The sequence below is a fragment of the Corynebacterium silvaticum genome, assembly GCF_002162115.2.
GTDB lineage: Bacteria > Actinomycetota > Actinomycetes > Mycobacteriales > Mycobacteriaceae > Corynebacterium > Corynebacterium silvaticum.
This window is the reverse complement of the sequence record NZ_CP021417.2, coordinates 2,035,403-2,059,586: the sequence shown is the minus strand read 5'-3', so window position 1 is coordinate 2,059,586 and position 24,184 is coordinate 2,035,403. Positions and strand designations below refer to the sequence as shown.

The window sequence follows — 24,184 nt, the reverse complement described above, 5'->3', positions numbered from 1 at the left end:
ACCTAATCGCGATGGACGATGACTCTGGCGCGGAATACCCAGTAGGTCCATCCTTGGTAGAGCAAAACCAACGGGGTAATAAGAACCGCAGCCCAGGTCATGACCTTGAGCGTGTAGGCAGAGCTTGCGGCGTTGTAAATGTCGAGCCCAACGCCATCGGTGAGAGTAGTCGGAAGCAAAGATGGGAACAGCGAGCCAAAAAGCAACACGGAGACCGCGCAAATGAGAACAGCCGTTGCGCTAAAGGCCCAGCCGGCACGTCGGAAGCTTAACGACGCCACCACAGCCGCGCACGCCGCAACAATGACCGCGACCACTGCCCACGTCCAGGTTTTGCCAAAGGAAAGTTGCGTCCACAAGGCAAAGGCGGCACCAACGGCAATAGTTGGCCCAATCATTATGCGTGCAGCACGGTGAACCGGCTGGATGTCTGTTTTTAGAGCCAAGAACGTGGCCCCATGGAGGAGGAATACCGCAACAAATGCAACACCTCCTAGCAGCGCAAAGGGATTCAAAAGCGCCAATAAACCGTGTAGCCCGGAATCTATCTGTCGGTTGGCATCTACTGCGACACCACGCACGATGTTGGCAAAAGCAACGCCCCACAATAATGCTGGGACCCAGCTTCCAATGCCGATGCCACGGTCGCACCAGTGGCGCCAGGCAGCAGTGTCAGCTTTAGAGCGCCATTCCAATGCGACTCCGCGCAGGATCAAACTGATCAGGATGAGGAATAACGGCAGGTAAAAGCCTGAAAACATGGTGGCATACCACTCAGGGAACGCTGCAAAGAGCGCACCTCCAGCGGTGATCAGCCAGACCTCGTTACCGTCCCACACCGGGCCGATGGCTTTGACAGCAGCATCGCGTTCGCAGTGCTTGAGGAAGGGCAACAGCATGCCTACGCCGAAGTCGAACCCCTCAAGGATGAAGTAGCCGGTAAACAGGAATCCCACGAGGATAAACCAAATGATGTGCAGGTCCATCTGTTAGCTCCTACTTTCACGGTCGGTTGAGGGCTTGTCTTTGCCAAACTGCAGAACGTGCACGGACGAGTCTTCATCGTGCGGAGTGACAAGAGGTGCGGAGTCCACATTGGTGGGCATTCCCTCCACAACTTTCTTCTTCATCAACCAGAACCAGACACAGGCCAGAGCACCATAAACGAGGGTGAAACCGATGAGAGACGTAAAGACTACCCACACTGGGTTGTTAGACACGCCAAAGTCAACGATGAGATGAATACGATCTGCGTTGTCTGGGGAGCCAGGCGCCACATCTGGGTTGGGGGCGACTACCCACGGCTGCCGACCCATCTCGGTGAAGACCCATCCCGCTGAGTTGGCAAGGAAGGGGAAAGGCACAGCGATTAATGCGCCAATGCCCATCCAACGAGCACGCGGGACTGCACCCCGTCGGGTGTACCAGAGGCCCACGACAGCAAGCACTATCGACGCCAGCATTAACCCAATCATCGCGCGGAATGACCAGTACGTGACAAACAGATTAGGCGTGTAATTGCCAGGGCCGTAGAGCTGTTCGTACTGCTTCTGCAGCTGTTCTACACCCTGCAATGTCACACCGCTGAACTTATTGGTGGCAAGGAAACTCAAGATGCCGGGCAACTCAATGAGATGCTTTACCGCTCCACAATCGTTATGGGTTCCTACGGATAAAACTGAGAAATAGGGGTCTTTGGCGGTTTGGCACAAGGACTCTGCAGCAGCCATCTTCATTGGCTGCTGGACAAACATGAGTTTTCCTTGAATGTCTCCAGTAAGACCCAATCCTGCGGCGCTTAAGAGCGTGACCCACGACCCGATGCGTAAGAGAGGCCGCCATACAGAAGCTGCTTCTTCGCGCTTTTCTGCGGACTTACTTCGGGCTTCTTTAATCATCCACCAACCAGCAATTCCCGCGACAAAGGTGCCTGCGGTAAGCAACGAACCGGTTACCGCGTGAGGCCACGCAGCAAGAGCGGTGGGGTTTGTCAGCAACTCGGTGAGAGAGACGAGCTCGGCTCGCCCAGTATCGGGATTAAAGATAGCTCCCACCGGGTGCTGCATAAAGGAGTTGGCGACGATAATGAAGTAAGCGGAAACATTGACGGCTATGGCAACAAGCCAGATGGACGCCAGGTGAGCCCATCGGGGCAAACGCCCCCAGCCAAAGATCCACAGTCCAAGGAAGGTGGACTCCACGAAGAATGCGACGAGGCCTTCTAGCGCGAGTGGTGCTCCAAAGACGTCACCGACAAACCTGGAGTACTCGCTCCATGCCATTCCGAATTGGAACTCTTGCACAATGCCGGTGACCACGCCCATGGCAAAGTTCACCAGGAAGAGAGTGCCAAAAAATTTTGTGGCTCGTAGCCACTTGTCTTTGTTAGTGAGTACCCAAGCAGTTTGAAAGCCTGCGACTATCGGTGCTAGCCCGATTGTGAGTGGTACAAAAATAAAGTGGTAAACAGTTGTGATTCCAAACTGCCACCGTGAAATATCAACCAGATCCATGGGAACTGCTTTCAGGGAAAATCGGGATAAAACCTTAAGGAAATACTACGGTAACTTAACTGTCGCTAAACGTGGCTAAAAAGTTTCCGACTGTGACAACTTTCATCGAGGGACGGGGGTGTGGCCTGTTGTGTCACATGACGCGCGATTTGCGGGAGTTTTTGTGTGGGGGAGTGATGAGGGTGCAGGGAAAACCTGAGCGGTGGGGGTTGGATTTCGCACTTGAGGGATGAAAGTAGTAAAGTGCCAAACGCACCGGCAAAACGGTGATGGGCCTTTAGCTCAGTTGGTAGAGCTACGGACTTTTAATCCGCAGGTCCCGGGTTCGAGCCCCGGAGGGCCCACTTTTATGCAGGCCAGGAAGTATCTATTTACTGCCTGGCCTGTTTTTGTTTTAGTGCGTAATGGGAGGCCTCGTGTTGCCTGCATTGGCCGGTGTCGGTGGGAACCTTTCTGGGGCTTGACGCTTCTTGCTTCATATATTGGAAGGAAAGAAGCACTTTTACCTGCTGTTTTGTGATTATTGGAACATCAAGTATAGTTCTCTGCAGTCGAGCCGCTCAGCTAGCTGAGTATGGTGACGCTTGCTCCCATCGTCTAGGGGCCTAGGACACCGCCCTTTCACGGCGGCGACACGGGTTCGAATCCCGTTGGGAGTACCACCACTTTTGTGGTTTTGTGATACGGTCCTGTGGCGCAGTTGGTTAGCGCGCCGCCCTGTCACGGCGGAGGTCGCGGGTTCAAGTCCCGTCAGGGTCGCAACTAAGCGGCGAGTTTTTACTCGCCGCTTTTTGCATGTTCTTAGTAGCTTACGGGGGTGAAGCGGAGGGCTTATGATGCGTGATTGCACTACCTTGGGTAATCGACACCGCTAAGGTGAATCACGGAACTAGAATTTTCTGAGGTGTACTAGTTATGTCTTACTCGCTTCAACTTCCTGGCTACAGCATTGGCAAAGATGCGTATGGGAAAATTGATGAGGTCATTGCTGCTTATGGATACCGTGCAGTAGTTATCGGGGGTAAAACCGCCATAGAGAAAACCCGTGAAGCTTTTGAGATTGCACAAGCAAGCCAAGATTTTGTTATCGAGGACTGGATTGTTTACGGGCATAATTCCACGTACGCCAACGTCGATAAGCTATGTAGCCTTGAATCGGTGCGCGACGCAGAGGTCATCTTCGGTGTTGGGGGCGGCCGGGCAGTTGACACCGTTAAGGTTGTTGCAGCGCGGTTGGGAAAGCCCCTGTTCAACTTTCCTACGGTGGGCTCTAATTGCGCGGCGGCGACAAATCTATCCGTGATGTACAAGGAAGATGACGCCCTGGACGGCTATGACTACCAACCAGGACCTTGTCAGCATGTATTTATCAATACTTCCGTGATCGCGCATTCCCCGGTAGATCTCTTCTGGGCGGGCATTGCCGACGGCATGTCAAAAGAATGCGAAGTCAAATTGCAATCCCGGGGCAAAGAATTGACCAGTGCCCCACTGATGGGCCGTCATTTGAGCTCAGCCGTGACTCCTGCACTCATGGAGTATGGATTCCAGGCCCTTCAGGATTGCAAGAACGCTAAGCCTTCAACTGCCATTGAAGAAGTGGCCCTGGCGATCATTATGACCTGTGGATACGTATCTAATATGACAGTCGATCCGGGACAAACGTATTACTACAATTCCGCATTGGCGCATGCTTTCTATAACTCCACTACCGCGATACCTCGTTGCGTCGGTGTGCATCTGCATGGCGAGATCGTGTCCTATGGAGTGTTGGCGCTCTTGCAGTATGACCAAGATTTTGATCGCAAAGATCGTTACGTGGAGTTTTATAAAACCATGGGCTTCCCATTGACGCTTGCGGATCTGGATCTTAGTGAGTCTGATGTTCCGGCGATTATGGAAAGAATTCCGGCTACCACCGAGTGGAAAGTCGGAGAGTACGACTTTGATCGATTCGCCCGGGCGATCATTGAAGCTCAGGTCTTGGACTAGTCAGGATTTCAATCATAGTTTCCTGCCCGCACGCTGGGGATTTGTGCGAGGTGACGACTACTGTGTAAAGTTTTACCTCGTGCAAAGGGGAGCGATGCTTACCGGATTGCATACAAATAAATATGGCCCTGTGGCGCAGTTGGTTAGCGCGCCGCCCTGTCACGGCGGAGGTCGCGGGTTCAAGTCCCGTCAGGGTCGCGGATCACTTTTGTGGTCAGTGGCGCGGTAGCTCAGTCGGTAGAGCGTCCGCCTGAAAAGTGGAAGGTCACCAGTTCGATCCTGGTCCGTGCCACCACCGAAGCCTCATCCTCGTTGAGGATGGGGCTTCTTTTTGTGTTGCTGGGGACGTCGAAACGCTTAATGGAACATCGGACAGTGATGCGTTGTTGTAGAGAGTACTTGGACGCTACAACTCATCAGGGGATAGCTATGACACAGAACTCTCATAACATCATTGCAGTAGAACATGAGCCGGAGCAGAGCCGTTTTGTTGTTTACAAAGACGGGAAGCCCGGAGGATTCGCCAGTTACGTTGAACGCGGCCAGTCTCGCGACTTCAACCACACGGTGGTAGATTCTGCATTCCGTGGGCAGGGGCTATCCAAACCGCTGATTATGCAGGCCCTTGAGAGCAGCCATGCAGATGGTTTTTCTATCGTTCCCACGTGTTCTGCGGTGGAAGGATTTATTGCTAAAAATCCTGAGTACCAGGATTTCGTTGTTTAGCGCGAAAATTTAAAAAAGAAGCAGTCGGAGACGACTGCTTCTTAAACGTTTGATGGCTGTATTAGATGTAGTAATCCGGATCCACGAGTTTGATCTTTTCTCCGGCCCCACGGGGGCGGTTTTTCGCGGGGATTCCCACAGCTATGTGGTTAGTCGGGACATCTTTTGTTACTACGGCGTTAGCGCCAATGGCACTTCCTTCGCCGATAGTGATGGGACCTAGGACTTTAGCGCCTGCGCCAATCGTTACGTTATCTTCCACAGTCGGATGGCGCTTTGTTTGGGTGAGAACCTGTCCGCCGAGGGTTACGCCGTGGTACAACATAACGCCTTCCCCGATCTCCGCGGTCTCTCCGATGACTATGCCCATGCCGTGGTCGATAAAGAACCGACGGCCGATGGTTGCACCGGGGTGGATCTCAATGCCAGTGAGGAATCGTGTGAATTGGGATAGGAGACGCGCTGGCCCCTTATAGCCTTTCTTCCAGAGCGCGTGTGCCACTCGGTGTGACCAAATGGCGTGTAGTCCGGAATAAACAATGGCGTTTTCCACGTCACCGCGTGCCGCAGGATCATGATCCCGTGCATTTGCTAGGTCCTCGCGAATCACCTTGACGATGTTGTACATGGTTGTTGAGCCTATCAGTCTGTCTTTTCCTGCTGAGGCGATTCAGATTGTGACTATTATCTGGGTGAACCTTCTATAGGAATGAGCTTGTTTAAGGGGTACAACCCACTGCAGGAAAAATAAATTCCCCACGCTTATGACTAGCGTGGGGCTAAAAAGAAGTTTTTAGTCGCGGATGTCGTCGAATAAGGCAGTGGAGACGTAGCGCTCGCCGTAATCTGGAACGACGGTGACGATGGTCTTGCCTTCATTTTCTGGGCGGGCAGCTATTTCAAGAGCTGCCTTGAGGTTTGCGCCTGCGGAAATACCTCCGAGGATGCCTTCCTGGGCTGCCATTTGGCGGGAAGTCGCAATGGCGTCCTCGTTGGTCACCGTGAGAACTTCCTCGTAGATCTTCTGATTGAGGACCTCGGGGATAAAGTTGGCACCTAGACCTTGAATCTTGTGGGGGCCGGCTTTACCGGTGGTCAGTAGGGGAGAGGCTGCTGGTTCGACGGCATAAATCTTAATGTCTGGGTTGTGCTTCTTTAATGTCTCACCTGCACCTGTTATTGTTCCGCCTGTGCCGATGCCAGCTACGAAAATATCAACCTGGCCCTCGGTATCGTTCCAGATTTCTTCACCTGTGGTGTTGCGGTGGATCTCTGGGTTTGCGGCATTGGCAAACTGGCTGGCCAAAATAGCATTGCCTCGCTCGCGGACGATCTCATTGGCTTTATCCACGGCCCCTTGCATGCCTGCGGCACCAGGAGTCAGGATGATTTCTGCCCCATATGCACGGAGCATGACGCGGCGTTCCAAAGACATTGTTTCCGGCATGGTCAGCACAACGTCATAGCCACGGGCTGCGCCGACGAGCGCAAGCGCAATGCCTGTGTTTCCGGACGTTGCTTCGACTATGGTGCCACCAGGTTTAAGCACACCAGATGCCTCTGCAGCATCCACAATGGCTTTACCAATCCGGTCCTTAACCGAATTAGCTGGGTTAAAGGACTCTACTTTTACCAGCACGTTGCCTGGAAGGTCCTGTGCTAGACGGTTAATGCGAACAATTGGTGTATTGCCAATGGTGTCCAAAATGTTGTCATAGACCTTAGCCATAGCTGTTGGGGCTCCTTAGTCAGATTAATTCTACGTAGATATCAGTAGATAGCAGCACAATTGTGCGCTTTACCGTGACCTTACTCTTCCTCAGCGAAAAAGACCAGACAGGTTAGTCTTTATATATGGACAAATCTGTCTATATATGTCCAGGTGTGGCTCTTTTTGTCCCGGCGGCATGTATCCATGAAATGGCAGGAAAATGGGTTCTATATGGTAAATTCTTATGTAAATAATATCCAAATCATGGTTTTATATGGGGTGTATATAGATGAGGTCTAAGCTAGTTCCCGCGATTGTGGTGAAATACATCACACAATAATGACGCTTTTGTTTTTCTTTTCGGACAAAACGGACATTTGGGATGGTTGACCTGACTCTGGGTTGGGGAATTTAAGGGCTGTAGGGGAATAGAAATTGGGAAAGTGGAGGTGGATATTTTCACCGAATGCACTATCGTGGAAAGTGCATAATATTTACATTTTGCGTGAGTATGCAGGACTATTTGCGTAATTTATCCGGCATGATGGGATTTTTAATCTTTAAATATGTGAAATCTGCGTGCGTTACTGAAAACCATCTCGAGCTGGAAGTGCACCCCTGCGTTCCGACAAAACGGACATATTAAAAACGACACGTCGGACCGGAGGGCTTTTGACTACCCCCGTAAAGTAGATATACTTTCGCCAGTTGCACATTTTCGCTCAGGAATGGATCAAACGAACCAACGAATCTGTTGGGTGTTTGCCTGACCGGGCGTCTGACAGGAGGCTTACAGTGGAAGCTCAACGCGTCAAAGATGATGACGATGCGATCCGCTCTGCGCTGGCATCACTGAAAAATGCCACTGGTATCCCGGTGACTATGTACGCGACCGTTCAGTCGGATAATCGCCTGCTGATTAATCAGTGGGTGGGTTTGCGTACCCCCGCGCTTCAGAATCTCACGATTGAAAGTGGCGTGGGTGTTGGCGGGCGAGTGGTCAAGACTCGCCGTCCAGTAGGTGTGAGCGATTACATGCGGGCTAACGTGATCTCACATGATCTGGATCCTGTCATCCAGGACGAGGGCTTACATTCGATCGTGGCCGTCCCTGTTATCGTGCATCGCGAGGTTCGCGGTGTCCTGTACGTTGGCGTGCATTCTCCGGTGCGTCTTGGTGACAAAGTGATTGAAGAAGTCACCATGACCGCGCGCGTCCTGGAACAAGATCTCGCTATTATTGCTGCTTCTCGACGCTCCGAGGGGCTGCGCGGCGCAGCCAAGCAGGGGCGCATGATGAACGGCGCCGAGTGGGAGCAGATTAGAGCTACTCACTCCAAGCTGCGGATGCTTGCTAACCGCATCGAGCATGAAGAGCTGCGCCAAGAGCTTGAAGAGCTCTGCGATCAGATGGTCGCTCCTGTACACGTCAAGCAAACCACCAAGCTTTCTGCTCGTGAACTTGATGTTCTCTCTTGCGTGGCTCTCGGACACACCAATGTCGAGGCTGCTGAGGAAATGGGAATCGGCGCAGAAACAGTGAAGAGCTACTTGCGCTCTGTGATGCGTAAGTTGGGTGCTCACACCCGCTACGAGGCCGTGAATGCGGCCCGCCGCATCGGCGCGCTGCCCTGATAGAGGGCGTGCATGAAGGAACAAGGGTAAGAGATTTTCTCTTACCCTTGTTTGTCTATCGAGGGATTAGCGGCTTCCTCCCGGAACCCATTTCACGTCATTGCTATCGTTTGCTACTCGGCTCAGGATGAACAATAAATCGCTGAGCCTGTTGAGGTATTTAGCTGGTAACACAGAGGTGGTGTCTGGGTGAGCCTCTATGGCTCCCCACGCTGCGCGTTCTGCGCGACGGGCGATAGTCCGTGCAGAATGCAGCAATGCAGCCGCCGGTGTGCCACCTGGGAGGATGAAGGAGTTGAGCTTTTCTAGGTTCTCGTTGAAAAAGTCGCAGTCTTTTTCCAGGTTGTCTATATAGGATTGCTCAATGCGTAGGGGCGGGTATTTGGGATTCTCGGCGATGGGGGTAGCCAGGTCTGCGCCGGCGTCGAAAAGCTCATTTTGGATGCGGCGTAAGCATGCGCCGACTGTGTCAGGTACCTCGGATAGCGCCAAAACTACGCCGAGCACTGCGTTGAGCTCATCGCAATCTGCGTAGGCGACAAGCCTGGGGTCGTTTTTGGAAACTCGGGAGAAATCGGAGAGTCCGGTGGTTCCATCGTCACCGGTACGCGTGTAAATCTTTGTTAAATGAACAGCCATAAGCCCAACCTACGTGAGAAGTCAGTAGGGTTGGGAGGGTGAAAGAAAGATTTCTAGTGACGGGTGGGGCCCGACTCGAAGGCTCCGTACGGGTAAGTGGCGCAAAAAACAGCGTTCTCAAACTTATGGCGGCAGCTCTGCTTGCGGAGGGAACAACCACCCTAACTAACTGTCCGCAGATTTTGGACGTTCCCTACATGATCCGGGTGCTTGAAGGCCTGGGATGCTCAGTGGAATCCGATAATGGGACAGTGTGTATTAGCACCCCCGCGGAGATCTCTAGCGATGCGGATTTTGATGCCGTGCGACAGTTCCGTGCGTCGGTGTGCGTGCTGGGTCCGCTGACCTCGCGTTGCGGTCGAGCCGTTGTGGCCTTGCCCGGCGGCGATGCCATTGGTAGCCGACCTTTGGATATGCATCAGAGCGGTCTGGAAAAACTCGGTGCCAAGACACGTATTCAGCACGGTGCTGTTGTCGCGGAAGCAGAGCAGCTTAGAGGTGCCAAAATTACGCTCGATTTCCCTTCCGTGGGAGCGACGGAAAATATCCTCACCGCCGCAGTGCTTGCCGACGGCACCACCATCCTTGATAACGCAGCCCGTGAGCCCGAGATCCTCGACCTATGCACCATGCTTAAAGAGATGGGTGCCGATATCTCCGGCGAGGGAACCTCAACGATCACCATCACCGGTGTGGATAAGCTCTATCCTACGGAGCATGAAGTGATTGGCGACCGCATCGTTGCGGGAACTTGGGCGTATGCCGCAGCTATGACCCAGGGTGACATCACTGTCGGCGGCATTGCGCCGCGGAACCTCCACTTGCCACTGGAGAAGCTCAAGGTAGCTGGCGCGGAAGTTGAAACATATGAGCATGGATTCCGTGTGCGTATGAACCGTCGCCCGCAGGCCGTTGATTATCAAACGTTGCCTTTCCCGGGTTTCCCTACAGATCTCCAGCCGATGGCCATCGGAATTGCGACCGTGGCTCAAGGAACCTCTGTGATCACAGAGAACATCTTTGAAGCACGCTTCCGCTTTGTCGACGAACTGATGCGGCTTGGTGCAGACGCCACTGTGGATGGACACCACGTTGTTTTACGCGGAGTGGAACAGCTGTCTTCTACTCCCGTGTGGAGCTCAGACATTAGGGCCGGTGCCGGATTAGTTCTTGCCGGCTTGTGCGCGGAGGGAGTCACCGAAGTTAACGATGTCTTCCATATCGATCGCGGATATCCCAATTTTGTTGAGGATTTACGATGTTTAGGCGCCACCATCGAGCGAGTAGTCGATTAAACACTCTTTCAATCCCCAGCTTCACGCCTGTGAGCTGGGGATTTGTGTGTTCTGTAAGTGGTGTGTAACTTTATGTAAGTCGCCGCGACCGACAGCGCCCCTCACAGAGGCAAACACCACGAAGGTGATTGTGAATCAGTGAGTGTAAGGCGAGAGGAAAACAAGCAGGCGATAAACAAAAATTATTCTTACAGTCATCACAGACCAACATGGTTGGTGTGTGTGGGTGTGGGTGTGTTGTTTGAGAACTCAATAGTGTACCAATGTACTTATAGATATATTTTTTATTAGTCAACATGGTAGATGATAACCACGTGTGGTTGTTGTCGCTGACACACATTTATTGTTACATGATGGTTATGTGATGATCACGGTGAACACGCTTTGGCCGGCAAGTATGGCTTGCTTGTTAAAAGATTTTGGTAGCCAAGAAAATGTTGTGAAAGCACCTGTGAAACAGGTTATCCACCATAATGATCATGGGAATCCCTGTGGTTGTGTGTGGTTGCTGTGTGGATGAGCACATAAGGGCATTCTTTTATATGGGGGTGTTGTTGTGTGTGGTGATTGTTGTGTTGTCTCGTCAAGGCATCGATGGTCACTAGTGTTTTTTGCTTTACTTTTTTCATTATTTTTTTGATGAATGATCAATGGATTATTTTTTGTTGGTTGTTTGTTTTTTGCCAGTTTTGGTTGGGCTTTTCACGAAGCCTGGTTGGTCTTTTTTGACTGATTTTTTGTGGAGAGTTTGATCCTGGCTCAGGACGAACGCTGGCGGCGTGCTTAACACATGCAAGTCGAACGGAAAGGCCCCTTCGGGGGTACTCGAGTGGCGAACGGGTGAGTAACACGTGGGTGATCTGCCTCGTACTCTGGGATAAGCCTGGGAAACTGGGTCTAATACTGGATAGGACCACATTTTAGTGTGTGTGGTGGAAAGTTTTTTCGGTACGAGATGAGCCCGCGGCCTATCAGCTTGTTGGTGGGGTAATGGCCTACCAAGGCGTCGACGGGTAGCCGGCCTGAGAGGGTGGACGGCCACATTGGGACTGAGATACGGCCCAGACTCCTACGGGAGGCAGCAGTGGGGAATATTGCACAATGGGCGCAAGCCTGATGCAGCGACGCCGCGTGAGGGATGACGGCCTTCGGGTTGTAAACCTCTTTCGACAGGGACGAAGCTTTTTGTGACGGTACCTGTATAAGAAGCACCGGCTAACTACGTGCCAGCAGCCGCGGTAATACGTAGGGTGCGAGCGTTGTCCGGAATTACTGGGCGTAAAGAGCTCGTAGGTGGTTTGTCGCGTCGTCTGTGAAATTCCGGGGCTTAACTCCGGGCGTGCAGGCGATACGGGCATAACTTGAGTGCTGTAGGGGAGACTGGAATTCCTGGTGTAGCGGTGGAATGCGCAGATATCAGGAGGAACACCGATGGCGAAGGCAGGTCTCTGGGCAGTAACTGACGCTGAGGAGCGAAAGCATGGGGAGCGAACAGGATTAGATACCCTGGTAGTCCATGCCGTAAACGGTGGGCGCTAGGTGTGAGGGTCTTCCACGACTTTCGTGCCGTAGCTAACGCATTAAGCGCCCCGCCTGGGGAGTACGGCCGCAAGGCTAAAACTCAAAGGAATTGACGGGGGCCCGCACAAGCGGCGGAGCATGTGGATTAATTCGATGCAACGCGAAGAACCTTACCTGGGCTTGACATATACAAGATCGGCGTAGAGATACGTTATCCCTTGTGGTTTGTATACAGGTGGTGCATGGTTGTCGTCAGCTCGTGTCGTGAGATGTTGGGTTAAGTCCCGCAACGAGCGCAACCCTTGTCTTATGTTGCCAGCACGTTATGGTGGGGACTCATGAGAGACTGCCGGGGTTAACTCGGAGGAAGGTGGGGATGACGTCAAATCATCATGCCCCTTATGTCCAGGGCTTCACACATGCTACAATGGTCGGTACAACGCGTTGCGAGCCTGTAAGGGTAAGCGAATCGCTGAAAGCCGGCCTCAGTTCGGATTGGGGTCTGCAACTCGACCCCATGAAGTCGGAGTCGCTAGTAATCGCAGATCAGCAACGCTGCGGTGAATACGTTCCCGGGCCTTGTACACACCGCCCGTCACGTCATGAAAGTTGGTAACACCCGAAGCCCATGGCCCAACCAGTTTTCTGGGGGGAGTGGTCGAAGGTGGGATCGGCGATTGGGACGAAGTCGTAACAAGGTAGCCGTACCGGAAGGTGCGGCTGGATCACCTCCTTTCTAAGGAGTTTTATTTTTTCCAGCATTCACTGGTTGGTGTTTGTTGTTGTTTATTTTGAATCCGGGTGGAGCAAAGTTGTGTGTGGTTGTGTGCTGCCAACAGAATGGTGGCTGTGCATGGTTGTGTGATGGTGTGTGTGGTTGATTAATAAAGTGTTGTGTTTATGAGTGGTTGGTATGCTGTTGGGTGTCTGGGATGATGCACTGTGGTGTTGGTGTTGATTCTTGATGGCTGCTGTGTGTGCTGGTGATCCTTGTGTGGGGTTGGTGGTGTGTGTGGTGGTTGTGTTGTGTGAGAACTGTATAGTGGACGCGAGTAATAAATCTTTATTCTTTTAGTTCTTGGTATTTTTGTTTGCATATTTTGTGTGTGTTGTTTTTTAAGGGCACACGGTGGATGCCTTGGCATTATGAGCCGATGAAGGACGTGTAAGGCCGCGATAGGCCTCGGGGAGTTGCCAATAGAGCGTTGATCCGAGGGTGTCCGAATGGGGAAACCTGGCCATAGTTATGTGTGGTTACCCTTCAGTGAATTCATAGCTGTTGTGGGGGTTTACGCGGGGAAGTGAAACATCTCAGTACCCGTAGGAGAAGAAAACAATTGTGATTCCGTTAGTAGTGGCGAACGAACGTGGATGAGGCTAAACCATGTGCGTGTGATACCTGGCAGGGGTTGCGTGTGTGGTGTTGTGGGGTGTGTGCGTGAAAAGGCTGCCATCTTTTTGCTGGTTTGTGCATGTGTTAGCGGAAGTGGTGTGGGAACGCCTGCCGTAGAAGGTGAGAGTCCTGTACGTGAAAGCATGTGTGCGCTGGTTGTGCATGTCCCCGAGTAGCAGCGGGCTCGTGGAATCTGCTGTGAATCTGCCGGGACCACCCGGTAAGCCTAAATACTTGTAATGACCGATAGCGGATTAGTACCGTGAGGGAATGGTGAAAAGTACCCCGGGAGGGGAGTGAAATAGTACCTGAAACCGTGTGCTTACAATCTGTCAGAGCCTCTTTTGTGGGGTGATGGCGTGCCTTTTGAAGAATGAGCCTGCGAGTCAGCGGCATGTCGCGAGGTTAACCTTTTGGTGGGTAGCCGTAGCGAAAGCGAATCCTAACGAGGGTGTTGTTAGTGGCATGTCCTGGACCCGAAGCGGGGTGATCTACCCATGGCCAGTGTGAAGCAGAGGTAAGACTTTGTGGAGGCGCGAACCCACTTAGGTTGAAAACTGAGGGGATGAGCTGTGGGTAGGGGTGAAAGGCCAATCAAACTCCGTGATAGCTGGTTCTCCCCGAAATGCATTTAGGTGCAGCGTTGCGTGTTTCTTGCTGGAGGTAGAGCTACTGGTTGGTTGAGCGGGACTACAATCTTAGCAATGTCAGCCAAACTCCGAATGCCGGTAATGTTATAGCGTGGCAGTGAGACTGCGGGGGATAAGCTCCGTTGGTCGAGAGGGAAACAGCCCAGATCGCCGGTTAAGGCCCCTAAGCGTGTACTAAGTGGAAAAGGATGTGGGATCGCGAAGACAGCCAGGAGGTTGGCTTAGAAGCAGCCATCCTTGAAAGAGTGCGTAATAGCTCACTGGTCGAGTGGTTCTGCGCCGACAATGTAGTGGGGCTCAAGTACACCGCCGAAGCCGCGGCAGTCAACATTTTTGTTGGTTGGGTAGGGGAGCGTCGTGCATGTGGTGAAGCATTTGGGTGACCGGGTGTGGAGTGTGTGCGAGTGAGAATGCAGGCATGAGTAACGAATGAAAAGTGGAAAACTTTTCCGCCGGATGACTAAGGGTTCCTGGGTTAAGCTAATCTTCCCAGGGTGAGTCGGGACCTAAGGCGAGGCCGACAGGCGTAGTCGATGGATAACCAGTTGATATTCTGGTACCCGTGGTGATGCGACAAGTGGTGAATCAGTGGTACTAACCGCCCATTAATTGCATGTGTTCATACATTGTGTGGGTGTGTGTGGTTGTGCGTGGGACCTTCGTTGGTAGTAGCCAAGTGATGGGGTGACGCAGTGAGGTAGCCGAGCCACTTATTGGATTGTGGTGTAAGCGTGTGGCCCGTGGCATAGGTAAATCCGTGCTGCATTATGGGTGAGGCGTGATGCGTAGACCTTTTTGGTTGATGTTGGTGATCCTGTACTGTCGAGAAAAGCCTCTAGCGAGTGTCATTATGGCCCGTACCCTCAACCGACACAGGTAGTCAGGTAGAGAATACTAAGGCGATCGGGTGAACTGTGGTTAAGGAACTCGGCAAAATGCCCCCGTAACTTCGGGAGAAGGGGGACCATTGTTGGTGACAGACTGATGGAGCTGACGGTGGTCGCAGAGAATAGAGGGAAGCGACTGTTTATTAAAAACACAGGTCCGTGCGAAAACGTGGAAGTTGATGTATACGGACTGACGCCTGCCCGGTGCTGGAAGGTTAAGAGGACCTGTTAGATCTCTTTTGGGGGTCGAAGCGGAGAATTTAAGCCCCAGTAAACGGCGGTGGTAACTATAACCATCCTAAGGTAGCGAAATTCCTTGTCGGGTAAGTTCCGACCTGCACGAATGGCGTAACGACTTCCCTGCTGTCTCAACCACAGGCCCGGTGAAATTGCAGTACGAGTAAAGATGCTCGTTACGCGCGGCAGGACGAAAAGACCCCGGGACCTTCACTATAGCTTGGTATTGGTGTTTGGTTCGGTTTGTGTAGGATAGGTGGGAGACTGTGATACTGCGCCGCTAGGTGTGGTGGAGTCGCAAGTTGAAATACCACTCTGATCGGATTGAGCACCTTAACCTTGGCCCATGATCTGGGTTGGGGACAGTGCCTGGTGGGTAGTTTAACTGGGGCGGTTGCCTCCTAAAATGTAACGGAGGCGCCCAAAGGTTCCCTCAGCCTGGTTGGCAATCAGGTGGTGAGTGTAAGTGCACAAGGGAGCTTGACTGTGAGACTGACAGGTCGAGCAGGGACGAAAGTCGGGACTAGTGATCCGGCACCTACTTGTGGAAGTGGTGTCGCTCAACGGATAAAAGGTACCCCGGGGATAACAGGCTGATCTTCCCCAAGAGTCCATATCGACGGGATGGTTTGGCACCTCGATGTCGGCTCGTCGCATCCTGGGGCTGGAGTAGGTCCCAAGGGTTGGGCTGTTCGCCCATTAAAGCGGCACGCGAGCTGGGTTTAGAACGTCGTGAGACAGTTCGGTCTCTATCCGCCGTGCGCGTGAAACTTGAAGAAGGCTGTCCCTAGTACGAGAGGACCGGGACGGACGTACCTCTAGTGTGCCAGTTGTCACGCCCGTGGCAGGGCTGGTTGGCTACGTACGGAAGGGATAACCGCTGAAAGCATCTAAGCGGGAAGCCTGTTTTAAGATGAGGTTTCTTTTGAGGTTCCCTCGAGATTAGGGGGTTGATAGGCCAGATCTGGAAGAGTGGTAACACTTGGAGGTGACTGGTACTAATTTACCGATAAACAACCACCCATTGTGGTGCGAGTATTGTTGTGCCTGGAGCGTTTAAAAAGAATAGTAGAGTTTTGTTGCTTGTGTTCACTGTGCAGTGTCTGACATGACACCTGTTGTGTGTTGTGTTGTTATGGATGTGTTGGTGGTTATAGTGTCGGGGGTACGCCCGGTCCCTTTCCGAACCCGGAAGCTAAGCCCGATTGCGCTGATGGTACTGCACCTGGGAGGGTGTGGGAGAGTAGGTCGCCGCCAACCAAAAAATTTGATATGTAGGAAGAGAGTCTAGGTATGATGCCTTACCCCCTTGGGGGTGGGTGTGGTGCCTAGACTCTCTTCCCTTTTTTTACGCGTAAACAACCCCCAACAAACCAGGGGGCAAGGAAAGAAAGCGTAGGGAACACGTTACGGGGGTGGAAAAGAGAGAAAAAAAGGGGGTAGCCGTGTGATGGGTGCGCACACTAGAGCTTCAAGGTTGAATAGACTTGTTACGCTTCTACGGATTTGATGTAGCAGCTTGGAAACAACCCAGATAGGAACTAGTTCTATATGTTTATCACCGACTCCAAGAGGCCAGCAGCTCGTGCAGTTGCTCTCACCAAGAGCTATGGGCAGGGGGAGACCATGGTCCGGGCCCTTGATGGCATCGACGTGGAATTCGCCACCAATGAATTCACCGCGATTATGGGGCCTTCTGGTTCCGGCAAATCTACGTTGATGCATTGCATGGCAGGCTTGGATTCTGTTACCTCGGGGTCGACATTCATTGGAGACACGGATCTTTCGCAGTTGAAAGATAAACAGATGACTGCGCTAAGGCGCGATCGCCTTGGATTTATCTTCCAATCTTTCAATCTGGTTCCTACGCTGACAGCAGCGGAAAATATTACGCTTCCGAGGGACATAGCGGGGCGTAAGGTCGACAAAGAGTGGTTTGAAGAGGTGACGCAGCGCCTTGGCTTGAACCAACGTCTCAACCACCGTCCGGCAGAATTATCAGGCGGTCAGCAGCAGCGCGTTGCGTGTGCTCGTGCCTTGGTGGTACAGCCAGAGATCATCTTTGGCGATGAGCCAACCGGAAACTTGGATTCCAATTCTTCAGCGGAAGTTTTGTCGATTCTACGTACTGCAGTAGATCAGGATGGACAGACAGTAGTCATAGTTACTCACGATCCGCGTGCTGCCTCTTACGCAGATCGGGTGGTTTTCCTTGCAGACGGTCGAATCGTGAAAGAACTGCGTGCCCCCTCGGCGGAGGAGATCTTGCAGACTATGGCTTCCATCGAGGAGCTGGCATAGATGGGACAGCATTCTGCTAAAGGCAGAGAGCCTTCATACTCGACTAGTACTCCTAGCAAAGACAGCTCTACTGCGATGCTTCGCGTGAGCATACGATCTGTTTTGGCTCATAAGGTTCGTCTGGCCCTGACACTGTTGGCTGTCGTTTTGGGTACCGCTTTTGTCTCCGGCTCTTTGATGTTTACTGCATCCTTGAGCAAATCATTTGATGCGGTGGTCGACGATAGCCTTGCTGGTATTGATGCTGTTGTCTCAGGTAAAAAAAAGCCGATTACTGTTGCGGAGATCGAACAGCTTCGAGCAGACAAAAATGTGAAAGCTGTAGACGTCAACGGATCTACCAACGTTGTTGTGGCGACGTCGGATCGCAAGGCTATTCAGACAGGAGCCGGGCGAGCTAGCGTCTCCATTTTCCATGGAGAAGGCAGCGCAAGTAACCGCCCGGTGAAAATCGCGGAGGGGACAGCCCCCAAGGACAACGCTGATGTAGTCATTGCGACAGGAACGGCTTCTGCACACAACATCAAGATCGGTGACTCCCTTCTGGTCATTGACGCGATGGGACAGCGTGAAGTCAAGGTTGTGGGAACGTATGAACCGGCTTCCTCCAATGCGCCTGGGCTAACCTTGTTGACGTCTGAAAACGGCTACCTTGCTAATTACACGCAAGGATCCGTGGGATCAGTGATTGCTAAAAGCGCCGGTATGTCTTCTGAAGACTTAGTGAAGTATCTGTCAGAGACCTATCCGCAGTACAAAGTGGATACTGGAAATGCCATAGCCGAACAAATTACCGGAGTCATTAAAAAGGCCCTGAGCTTTGTCAACTACTTCTTGGTGGCGTTTGGCCTTATTGCTCTTCTGGTAGGCACTTTTATCATCGCTAACACGTTCTCCATGATCGTTGCCCAGCGTTTAAAGGAATTTGCTCTTCTCCGAGCTTTGGGCGTGTCCAGAAAACAACTTACCCGCTCGGTTGTGTTTGAAGCCGTCATCATTGGTCTCGTGGGATCCATAATCGGAATCTTTGGAGGCATGGGGCTGGTCAAACTCATTCAGTTTGTGATGGCTAAGTTTGGCATGGAAATTCCCGCAGCCGGTTTGGGCCTTACCGTTACCTCGGTGCTCCTTCCATTGGCGCTGGGCACAATTGTCACTGTGGTGAGCGCCTGGGCGCCAGCTCGTCGCGCCGGTGCTGTACGGCCCGTGGAAGCCATGCGTTCTACAGAAACCGCCTCCGAGAGCTCTTTGAAAGTCCGCACTATTTTTGGCCTGGTCGGGATTATGCTGGGTATCGCTGCTGCTTTGGTGGGGATTTTCGCAGAAGATGCAGCCACTAAGACTCGGGCGATTTCCGTGGGCGTTGGCGCATTGTTTGTAATCGTTGGTGTGTTTGCTGCATCACCTGCGATGAGTATCCCCATCGTCGGGGCACTGGGACGTGTGCTGGGAGCCCTGTTCGGGGCCGTCGGCAAGCTATCGGCTACGAACGCTCGACGTAACCTTAAGCGGACTGCAACGACTGCGTTTGCGCTCACCTTGGGCGTTGCTCTTGTGACAACGATCGGCATGCTGTCGGCGACGATGAAGAGCAGCATTAGCGATCTCGTGGACAGCGAGGTCAAGGTAGAATTTATCTTGTCGGGGCCTCAGGGCGGACATTTCCCCGTGCCAGCTGAAGCGGAACAGAAAGTCCGTGAGGTCGAGGGTGTGGGCTCTGTGACATCGATGGGATTTGCGCCAGTCACATTGGGAACCGCGAAACTAGAAGCAGCCTCGCACCCGAGCGGAACGGCGTTGGTGAACGGAAGGATCGACGATGTGGTCAATGCCGAAGGGGTAGAGGGAAGCCTTGACCTTACAGCTGCTGATCGAGTGGTCGCTAAGAAGAGCTACTTGGAGGCTCAGAACTTAAAGGTTGGCGACCAAGTGCCGCTGCGCCTGGAAGACGGGACGGAGATCGCGCGTGTCACAATCGTGGGCAGTTTCTCCGAGAGCAAGATTTTGAATGACGTTATAGCTTCGAGCAAAACTATCGAGGGCAAGAACGTGCTCTCGACGACCTCAGTTTTGTTTGTGAACGGCAACGGAACCAAGACCACCGATGAGCTCCGCGACGGGCTTAATAAAGCCGTTGAGGATTTCCTTGTAGTACGTGTGCAAACGTCAAAAGAGTATGCGGGTGAGCAAGCCTCGGCGGTCAGCCAGATGATGAATATCCTGTATGCGCTCCTCGGGCTTGCCGTGGTGATTGCGATCATCGGAATCATCAATACTCTTGCGCTGAACGTTATTGAACGCCGCCAGGAGATCGGCATGCTGCGGGCAGTGGGCACACAGCGTAGGCAGATTCGCACAATGATTTCTATTGAATCCGTGCAGATTGCTCTTTATGGTGCCGTGGTGGGTATCGTGATCGGCCTTGGACTGGGGTGGGCGTTCCTCAAGGTTCTCTCTTCCCAAGGACTAGACACAATCAGTATTCCTATCGCAGAGATCCTGTGGCTGCTTGTCGGCTCGGCAGTTGTCGGCGTGGTTGCCGCGCTGTGGCCAGCACGGCGTGCCGCCAAGACTCCGCCGTTGGACGCCATAGCGGACTAACTGTTCGCGTATAAAACCTCGGGTTCACTATCACGTGGGCCCGAGTTTTTTATAGGTGCATGATGAGGCTAGCGCTGCCAACACCAAGCGCACAGGTCACCGCCAGATATCCAAGAGCGGCTGCCCAGCGGCCTTGGACAATATCCGTTCCCAACTCTTTTGCCAGGGTCGACCATGTAACAGAGCGCCTGCGAGCCCGGTCCCCGCAAACACCATAAGTTCTTGGGGTAGTGTGCTCCGCCATAGCCAAGCGATCAATACACAAGCAGCAAGGTTGGCCGCCAAGGTTCCTCGGTAGGGCCCCAGTTTTCCTAACCAGAAACGGCAGAGACCCCGCCGCAAAATCCGCCGAGGACCACGGCTCCTAGCGCGTAGAGCGTCATGGGGCGAGTGGCCTTCTGCGCGTAAGGGTGTTGCCCAGGAGCCATCCCGCGATGCACCCGAAGACAGTAGCGAGGAAGACACCAGCCGCAGAAAATCCGCTGAGCTGAGGCGTTGCTAGGTAGAGCGCGAAGGCGGAGAAGCTAGTAAAGCCCCGAGAAATCCGGTTCCCCAGAAAGGGCGTGGGTGGAAATAACCCATGAGAGTTGCTCCCACGATATTGATGAGAACGATGGTGGCGGGGGCGTCGATAAGCGATACCTGACTGGTGATGAGGAAACGCGCAGCGGCTCCGAGAGCTGCGCCGCTTCCAACGACCACCGAGAGAGGGACTCTATCCATGAGTGCAAAGCCTACTCCGTCGATGGGCGGATTGATGTGTCACAAAAACTCACAAATCAGATGCGTCGGGCATCGAAAACCGCGAAGATAGAAGTGATACACACCGAGCGGACACTAAGGAGCATCATGGCGCATGAACGTGCAGGTCAGTTGGCCCAGCCCGAGGATCTTATTGATATTGCAGAAGTGGTGACTGCGTATTACACGCGTCATCCCGATGCAGATAACCCCGATCAGCAGGTATCTTTTGGAACGTCCGGCCATCGTGGTTCCTCTTTGGATACCGCGTTTAATGAGCAGCATATCCTCGCGATTACGCAGGCTATCGTGGAATATCGGCGGAGCAATAACATTGATGGCCCGCTCTTTATCGGACGTGACCCGCATGCGCTCAGCGAGCCGGCGATGACCTCCGCCCTTGAAATATTACTGGCCAACGATGTGACTGTGCTTGTCGATGACCGTGGCCGCTACACACCAACGCCCGCAGTGTCGCATGCGATTCTTACCTATAACGCGGGCGCCCAGGCACAGCGTGCCGAGACACAGCGTGCCGACGGAATCGTGATTACACCCTCCCATAATCCTCCACGAGACGGTGGTTTTAAGTACAACCCTCCTAACGGCGGACCTGCGGACACAGACGCCACAGATTGGATTGCTAACCGAGCGAATCAACTGCTCCGCGATGGCTTACGTGGAGTTCAGCGGACCTCAGTACAGGGTGTCCTCGATCCGCGAGCCCACGCATACAATTTCCTAGATTCTTATGTTGCAGATCTGCCAAACGTGGTCAATATCGCAGCCATAAGAGACTCCGGGTTGCATATCGGCGCGGACCCTATGGGCGGGGCATCCGTGGACTATTGGGGCGCGATAGCGGAGTACCACAAGCTCAATATGACAGTTACTAACCCGCTTGTTGATGCGACCTGGCGTTTTATGACCCTAGACACCGACGGAAAAATCCGAATGGACTGCTCCTCGCCCGACTCTATGGCCTCGCTGGTGAGCAACCGAGACAGGTTTGACATATCTACCGGCAACGACGCCGATGCAGACAGACACGGGATAGTCACCCCAGACGCCGGCCTGATGAACCCCAATCACTATCTGGCGGTAGCTATTGATTATCTGTTTACGCATCGCCCTCAGTGGTCTACCAACATTGCCGTGGGCAAGACGCTGGTCTCGTCTTCGATGATCGACCGAGTAGTCAACGGCCTGGATCGCAAGCTCATCGAGGTGCCCGTAGGCTTCAAGTGGTTTGTGCCTGGCCTTGTGGACGGCTCCGTGGGGTTCAGCGGCGAGGAATCCGCGGGGGCATCCTTTTTGCGTCACGACGCAACCGTGTGGTCTACAGACAAAGACGGACTTATCCTCAACCTCCTCGCCGCGGAAATAGCTGCGGTGACCGGGAAGAGCCCGTCGCAACGCTGTGCGGAACTGGCACAGACCTACGGTGCCCCTGTCTACGCGCGTATCGACGCTCCCGCCAACCGCGAACAAAAAGCAACGTTGAAAGGGCTTTCTCCAGAGGCCGTCGTGGCTACCGAGCTAGCGGGCGAAGCCATTACCGCGAAACTTACCCATGCACCCGGCAATGGCGCGGCACTTGGTGGGCTTAAAGTGACTACCGACAACGCCTGGTTTGCTGCGCGACCTTCAGGAACGGAACAGAAGTACAAAATTTATGCTGAGTCTTTCCTCGGAGAAGCGCACCTACAGCAGGTGCAAAGGGAGGCACAAGAGCTTGTAGATGGGATACTCCAAGCGTAAGGAACATGCTCGGGAGGCCTAGTGCTGGTGGCACAATGAACTCTTCCAGCACTTCCCTCCACCCTAAAGCTGCATTAGAGTTTAGGTTTGTGTCTGAAAATACGATGAGGCGTTCCAGAAAGACTATGGCGTTAGATGCCATGAGCTTCTTCGCGCGCTTCTTTATGGCTTATATCTGGATCTCGGCGGGTATCTCTAAAACAGGGTCGCATCTAGAGACAGCGCAATCGGTAAAAGCGTATGAAATTTTTAGCGATACGTGGGCTAACTGGATTTCCATGATCATCGGCCCGTTGGAGATCGCCGGCGGTGTGTTGCTGCTGCTAGGAATATTCCTACGCAAGGCAAGCTGGGTCTCCACCTTTGTCATGGTGTTGTTCATTGTTGGACTTTCCCAAGCGTGGGCCCGAGGACTCAGCATCGACTGTGGTTGTTTTGGTCCGCAGGCAATCACAGAAAACACCGCTGCTGATTACGCAAAAGTGATCGCTAGAGACATCGTCTTTGTCGTGCTGTCTCTTTGGACAGTGTACCGCCCCTTTAAAAAGTGGGCTCTATACGCATAAAAACATGATGTGTTGCGGGGAGTCTTCTCTACCTCCCCGAGACCACGTATTATGGCATCAATTGAGCCTGAAAGCTCATCACCCATGTTTCTTCCGTCTGCAAAGTACGTAGCTCGTGGGTGAGAACAACGACAAGAAACAAGGTTGTAAAAATAGTGAGTGGTGCATCCTCCGTGAAAAAGGTTAAAAACCCTACTGAGAAGTCCAATGGGTTCCTCTGGGCTATCCTGGCACTTCTGGTAGTGGTCATCGCTGTGGTCGCTTTTATTGTGATCCAAGGTCGAGGCGCTCAGGAAGATAAAATTGCAGATCGCGAACGTGAGTCAATCTCTTTCGGCGGTGCAGTAACGGACAACGCAATCCAGCTGAAAGCGGCAAACGCAAAGTCTGATGCCAAGAAGATTGATCTCTACGAGGATTACTCTTGCTCCCATTGCGCTGAGCTAGGAAAAGCAACAGACAAGCCGATGAAGGAAGCCATTGAAAAAGGCGAAATCGTGGTTAACCTGCGATTCCTTAACTTCCTCGATCGCGGAAACGAAGACGGCAGCTCCAGCAAAGGCGGAGCAGCTGCTCTAGCCATTGCTAACGCTGGTGAGTGGGAAGCCTACTGGAACTACCGCACGCTGCTCATGGAAGAGCAGAACAGCATCTACGGGCAGTGGAGCAACGACGACTTTGCCAACGCAGCCAAGAACGTCGGCGCATCCGATGGGGTAGTGCAGAAGATTCGTGAGGGCGCTGAAAAGCAGCACTTCCTTGACGCTGCTAAAGCCAATACCGACAAGCTAGAGAAGGACAGCGGAAAAGTTTCCTCACCGCGCGTCTTTATCGACGGCAAGGAAGTCACCGAAAGCATCAATACCTGGGTTACCAAGGCTACTTCCTAAGTACAGCTGAACGCATAAGACAGCGACGCCACCTTGTAGGGTCGCTGTCTTTTTATGGTATTTGTGCTGGTTGATGTGCGTGTACATCGGTGTTCGGTCCAGAATTTGGTAAATCCATCATCGAT

Annotated in this window: 14 protein-coding genes, 5 tRNA genes, 3 rRNA genes and 1 pseudogene; 17 read left to right on the top strand and 6 right to left on the bottom strand. The window is 52.9% G+C overall.

Features of this window, described 5'->3' with window-relative positions; all coding sequences use genetic code 11:
- Nucleotides 1-2 precede the first annotated feature (2 nt).
- Nucleotides 3-986 carry a cytochrome d ubiquinol oxidase subunit II gene (gene cydB / locus CBE74_RS22140; RefSeq protein ID WP_087454469.1) on the bottom strand — a complete coding sequence of 328 codons (984 nt, stop codon included), beginning with the start codon at nt 984-986 and terminating at the stop codon, nt 3-5.
- Nucleotides 987-989: 3 nt separating this feature from the next.
- On the bottom strand, nt 990-2,513 hold the full coding sequence (locus CBE74_RS22135; protein ID WP_087454468.1) for a cytochrome ubiquinol oxidase subunit I: 1,524 nt from the start codon (nt 2,511-2,513) through the stop codon (nt 990-992).
- A gap of 271 nt (nt 2,514-2,784) precedes the next feature.
- Between CBE74_RS22135 and CBE74_RS22130 the strand changes: the two genes are divergently transcribed.
- From CBE74_RS22130 to CBE74_RS22100, 7 genes are all read left to right on the top strand, one after another.
- A tRNA-Lys gene (locus tag CBE74_RS22130) sits at nt 2,785-2,857 on the top strand.
- Nucleotides 2,858-3,099: 242 nt separating this feature from the next.
- Nucleotides 3,100-3,175, top strand: a tRNA-Glu gene (locus tag CBE74_RS22125).
- A 23-nt stretch (nt 3,176-3,198) separates the two neighbouring features.
- Nucleotides 3,199-3,272 (top strand) — tRNA-Asp (locus tag CBE74_RS22120).
- 156 nt (nt 3,273-3,428) lie between these two features.
- Nucleotides 3,429-4,505: an iron-containing alcohol dehydrogenase family protein gene (locus CBE74_RS22115; protein ID WP_087454467.1), complete on the top strand. Its 1,077-nt coding sequence runs from the start codon at nt 3,429-3,431 to the stop codon at nt 4,503-4,505.
- Between the two features lie 124 nt (nt 4,506-4,629).
- Nucleotides 4,630-4,703 (top strand) — tRNA-Asp (locus CBE74_RS22110).
- 21 nt (nt 4,704-4,724) lie between these two features.
- Nucleotides 4,725-4,800, top strand: a tRNA-Phe gene (locus tag CBE74_RS22105).
- 134 nt (nt 4,801-4,934) lie between these two features.
- A complete protein-coding gene (locus CBE74_RS22100; RefSeq protein WP_087454466.1) occupies nt 4,935-5,231 on the top strand; it encodes a GNAT family N-acetyltransferase in 297 nt (98 codons plus the stop codon).
- Nucleotides 5,232-5,292: 61 nt separating this feature from the next.
- Here the strand turns inward: CBE74_RS22100 and epsC are convergent, their stop codons facing one another.
- Together epsC and cysK are read right to left on the bottom strand one after the other, a co-directional pair.
- On the bottom strand, nt 5,293-5,859 hold the full coding sequence (epsC, locus tag CBE74_RS22095; RefSeq protein WP_087454465.1) for a serine O-acetyltransferase EpsC: 567 nt from the start codon (nt 5,857-5,859) through the stop codon (nt 5,293-5,295).
- A gap of 165 nt (nt 5,860-6,024) precedes the next feature.
- Nucleotides 6,025-6,960: a cysteine synthase A gene (cysK, locus tag CBE74_RS22090; protein ID WP_087454464.1), complete on the bottom strand. Its 936-nt coding sequence runs from the start codon at nt 6,958-6,960 to the stop codon at nt 6,025-6,027.
- Between the two features lie 777 nt (nt 6,961-7,737).
- On the opposite strand from cysK, the gene ramA reads away from it, so the two are divergent.
- A complete protein-coding gene (gene ramA, locus CBE74_RS22085) occupies nt 7,738-8,577 on the top strand; it encodes an acetate metabolism transcriptional regulator RamA (RefSeq protein ID WP_013912216.1) in 840 nt (279 codons plus the stop codon).
- 66 nt (nt 8,578-8,643) lie between these two features.
- On the opposite strand, the gene CBE74_RS22080 is transcribed toward ramA, so the two are convergent.
- On the bottom strand, nt 8,644-9,216 hold the full coding sequence (locus CBE74_RS22080) for a cob(I)yrinic acid a,c-diamide adenosyltransferase (RefSeq protein ID WP_087454463.1): 573 nt from the start codon (nt 9,214-9,216) through the stop codon (nt 8,644-8,646).
- 38 nt (nt 9,217-9,254) lie between these two features.
- Between CBE74_RS22080 and murA the strand changes: the two genes are divergently transcribed.
- The 6 genes from murA (at nt 9,255) to CBE74_RS22050 (ending at nt 20,101) form a co-directional block, all read left to right on the top strand.
- Nucleotides 9,255-10,511 (top strand): UDP-N-acetylglucosamine 1-carboxyvinyltransferase, encoded by a 1,257-nt coding sequence (gene murA / locus CBE74_RS22075; RefSeq protein ID WP_087454462.1) that lies wholly within the window; start codon nt 9,255-9,257, stop codon nt 10,509-10,511.
- Nucleotides 10,512-11,247: 736 nt separating this feature from the next.
- Nucleotides 11,248-12,768 (top strand): 16S ribosomal RNA (locus CBE74_RS22070).
- 370 nt (nt 12,769-13,138) lie between these two features.
- Nucleotides 13,139-16,222 (top strand): 23S ribosomal RNA (locus CBE74_RS22065).
- A gap of 120 nt (nt 16,223-16,342) precedes the next feature.
- Nucleotides 16,343-16,459 (top strand): 5S ribosomal RNA (gene rrf, locus CBE74_RS22060).
- Together the 16S, 23S and 5S rRNA genes form the textbook arrangement of a ribosomal RNA operon.
- Before the next feature lie 291 nt (nt 16,460-16,750).
- The gene (locus tag CBE74_RS22055; RefSeq protein ID WP_087454461.1) at nt 16,751-17,500 is read left to right on the top strand and encodes an ABC transporter ATP-binding protein; all 750 of its coding nucleotides are present in this window, start codon (nt 16,751-16,753) and stop codon (nt 17,498-17,500) included.
- On the top strand, nt 17,501-20,101 hold the full coding sequence (locus CBE74_RS22050; protein ID WP_087454460.1) for an ABC transporter permease: 2,601 nt from the start codon (nt 17,501-17,503) through the stop codon (nt 20,099-20,101).
- A gap of 379 nt (nt 20,102-20,480) precedes the next feature.
- Here CBE74_RS22050 and CBE74_RS22045 read toward each other — a convergent pair.
- Nucleotides 20,481-20,824: pseudogene (locus tag CBE74_RS22045) on the bottom strand (fluoride efflux transporter family protein).
- Between the two features lie 126 nt (nt 20,825-20,950).
- On the opposite strand from CBE74_RS22045, the gene pgm reads away from it, so the two are divergent.
- From pgm to CBE74_RS22030, 3 genes are all read left to right on the top strand, one after another.
- Nucleotides 20,951-22,603 carry a phosphoglucomutase (alpha-D-glucose-1,6-bisphosphate-dependent) gene (pgm, locus tag CBE74_RS22040; protein ID WP_087454459.1) on the top strand — a complete coding sequence of 551 codons (1,653 nt, stop codon included), beginning with the start codon at nt 20,951-20,953 and terminating at the stop codon, nt 22,601-22,603.
- Nucleotides 22,604-22,707: 104 nt separating this feature from the next.
- Nucleotides 22,708-23,169 carry a DoxX family protein gene (locus CBE74_RS22035; protein ID WP_087454929.1) on the top strand — a complete coding sequence of 154 codons (462 nt, stop codon included), beginning with the start codon at nt 22,708-22,710 and terminating at the stop codon, nt 23,167-23,169.
- Between the two features lie 155 nt (nt 23,170-23,324).
- Nucleotides 23,325-24,059 carry a DsbA family protein gene (locus tag CBE74_RS22030; RefSeq protein ID WP_087454458.1) on the top strand — a complete coding sequence of 245 codons (735 nt, stop codon included), beginning with the start codon at nt 23,325-23,327 and terminating at the stop codon, nt 24,057-24,059.
- Nucleotides 24,060-24,184: the final 125 nt, after the last annotated feature.

Bases quoted from the DNA above. Each gene is read 5' to 3' on its own strand.
- cydB (WP_087454469.1), bottom strand. From the start codon at position 986: ATGGACCTGCACATCATTTGGTTTATCCTCGTGGGATTCCTGTTTACC.
- CBE74_RS22135 (WP_087454468.1), bottom strand. From the start codon at position 2,513: ATGGATCTGGTTGATATTTCACGGTGGCAGTTTGGAATCACAACTGTT.
- CBE74_RS22115 (WP_087454467.1), top strand. From the start codon at position 3,429: ATGTCTTACTCGCTTCAACTTCCTGGCTACAGCATTGGCAAAGATGCG.
- CBE74_RS22100 (WP_087454466.1), top strand. From the start codon at position 4,935: ATGACACAGAACTCTCATAACATCATTGCAGTAGAACATGAGCCGGAG.
- epsC (WP_087454465.1), bottom strand. From the start codon at position 5,859: ATGTACAACATCGTCAAGGTGATTCGCGAGGACCTAGCAAATGCACGG.
- cysK (WP_087454464.1), bottom strand. From the start codon at position 6,960: ATGGCTAAGGTCTATGACAACATTTTGGACACCATTGGCAATACACCA.
- CBE74_RS22080 (WP_087454463.1), bottom strand. From the start codon at position 9,216: ATGGCTGTTCATTTAACAAAGATTTACACGCGTACCGGTGACGATGGA.
- CBE74_RS22055 (WP_087454461.1), top strand. From the start codon at position 16,751: ATGTTTATCACCGACTCCAAGAGGCCAGCAGCTCGTGCAGTTGCTCTC.
- CBE74_RS22050 (WP_087454460.1), top strand. From the start codon at position 17,501: ATGGGACAGCATTCTGCTAAAGGCAGAGAGCCTTCATACTCGACTAGT.
- pgm (WP_087454459.1), top strand. From the start codon at position 20,951: ATGGCGCATGAACGTGCAGGTCAGTTGGCCCAGCCCGAGGATCTTATT.
- CBE74_RS22035 (WP_087454929.1), top strand. From the start codon at position 22,708: ATGAGGCGTTCCAGAAAGACTATGGCGTTAGATGCCATGAGCTTCTTC.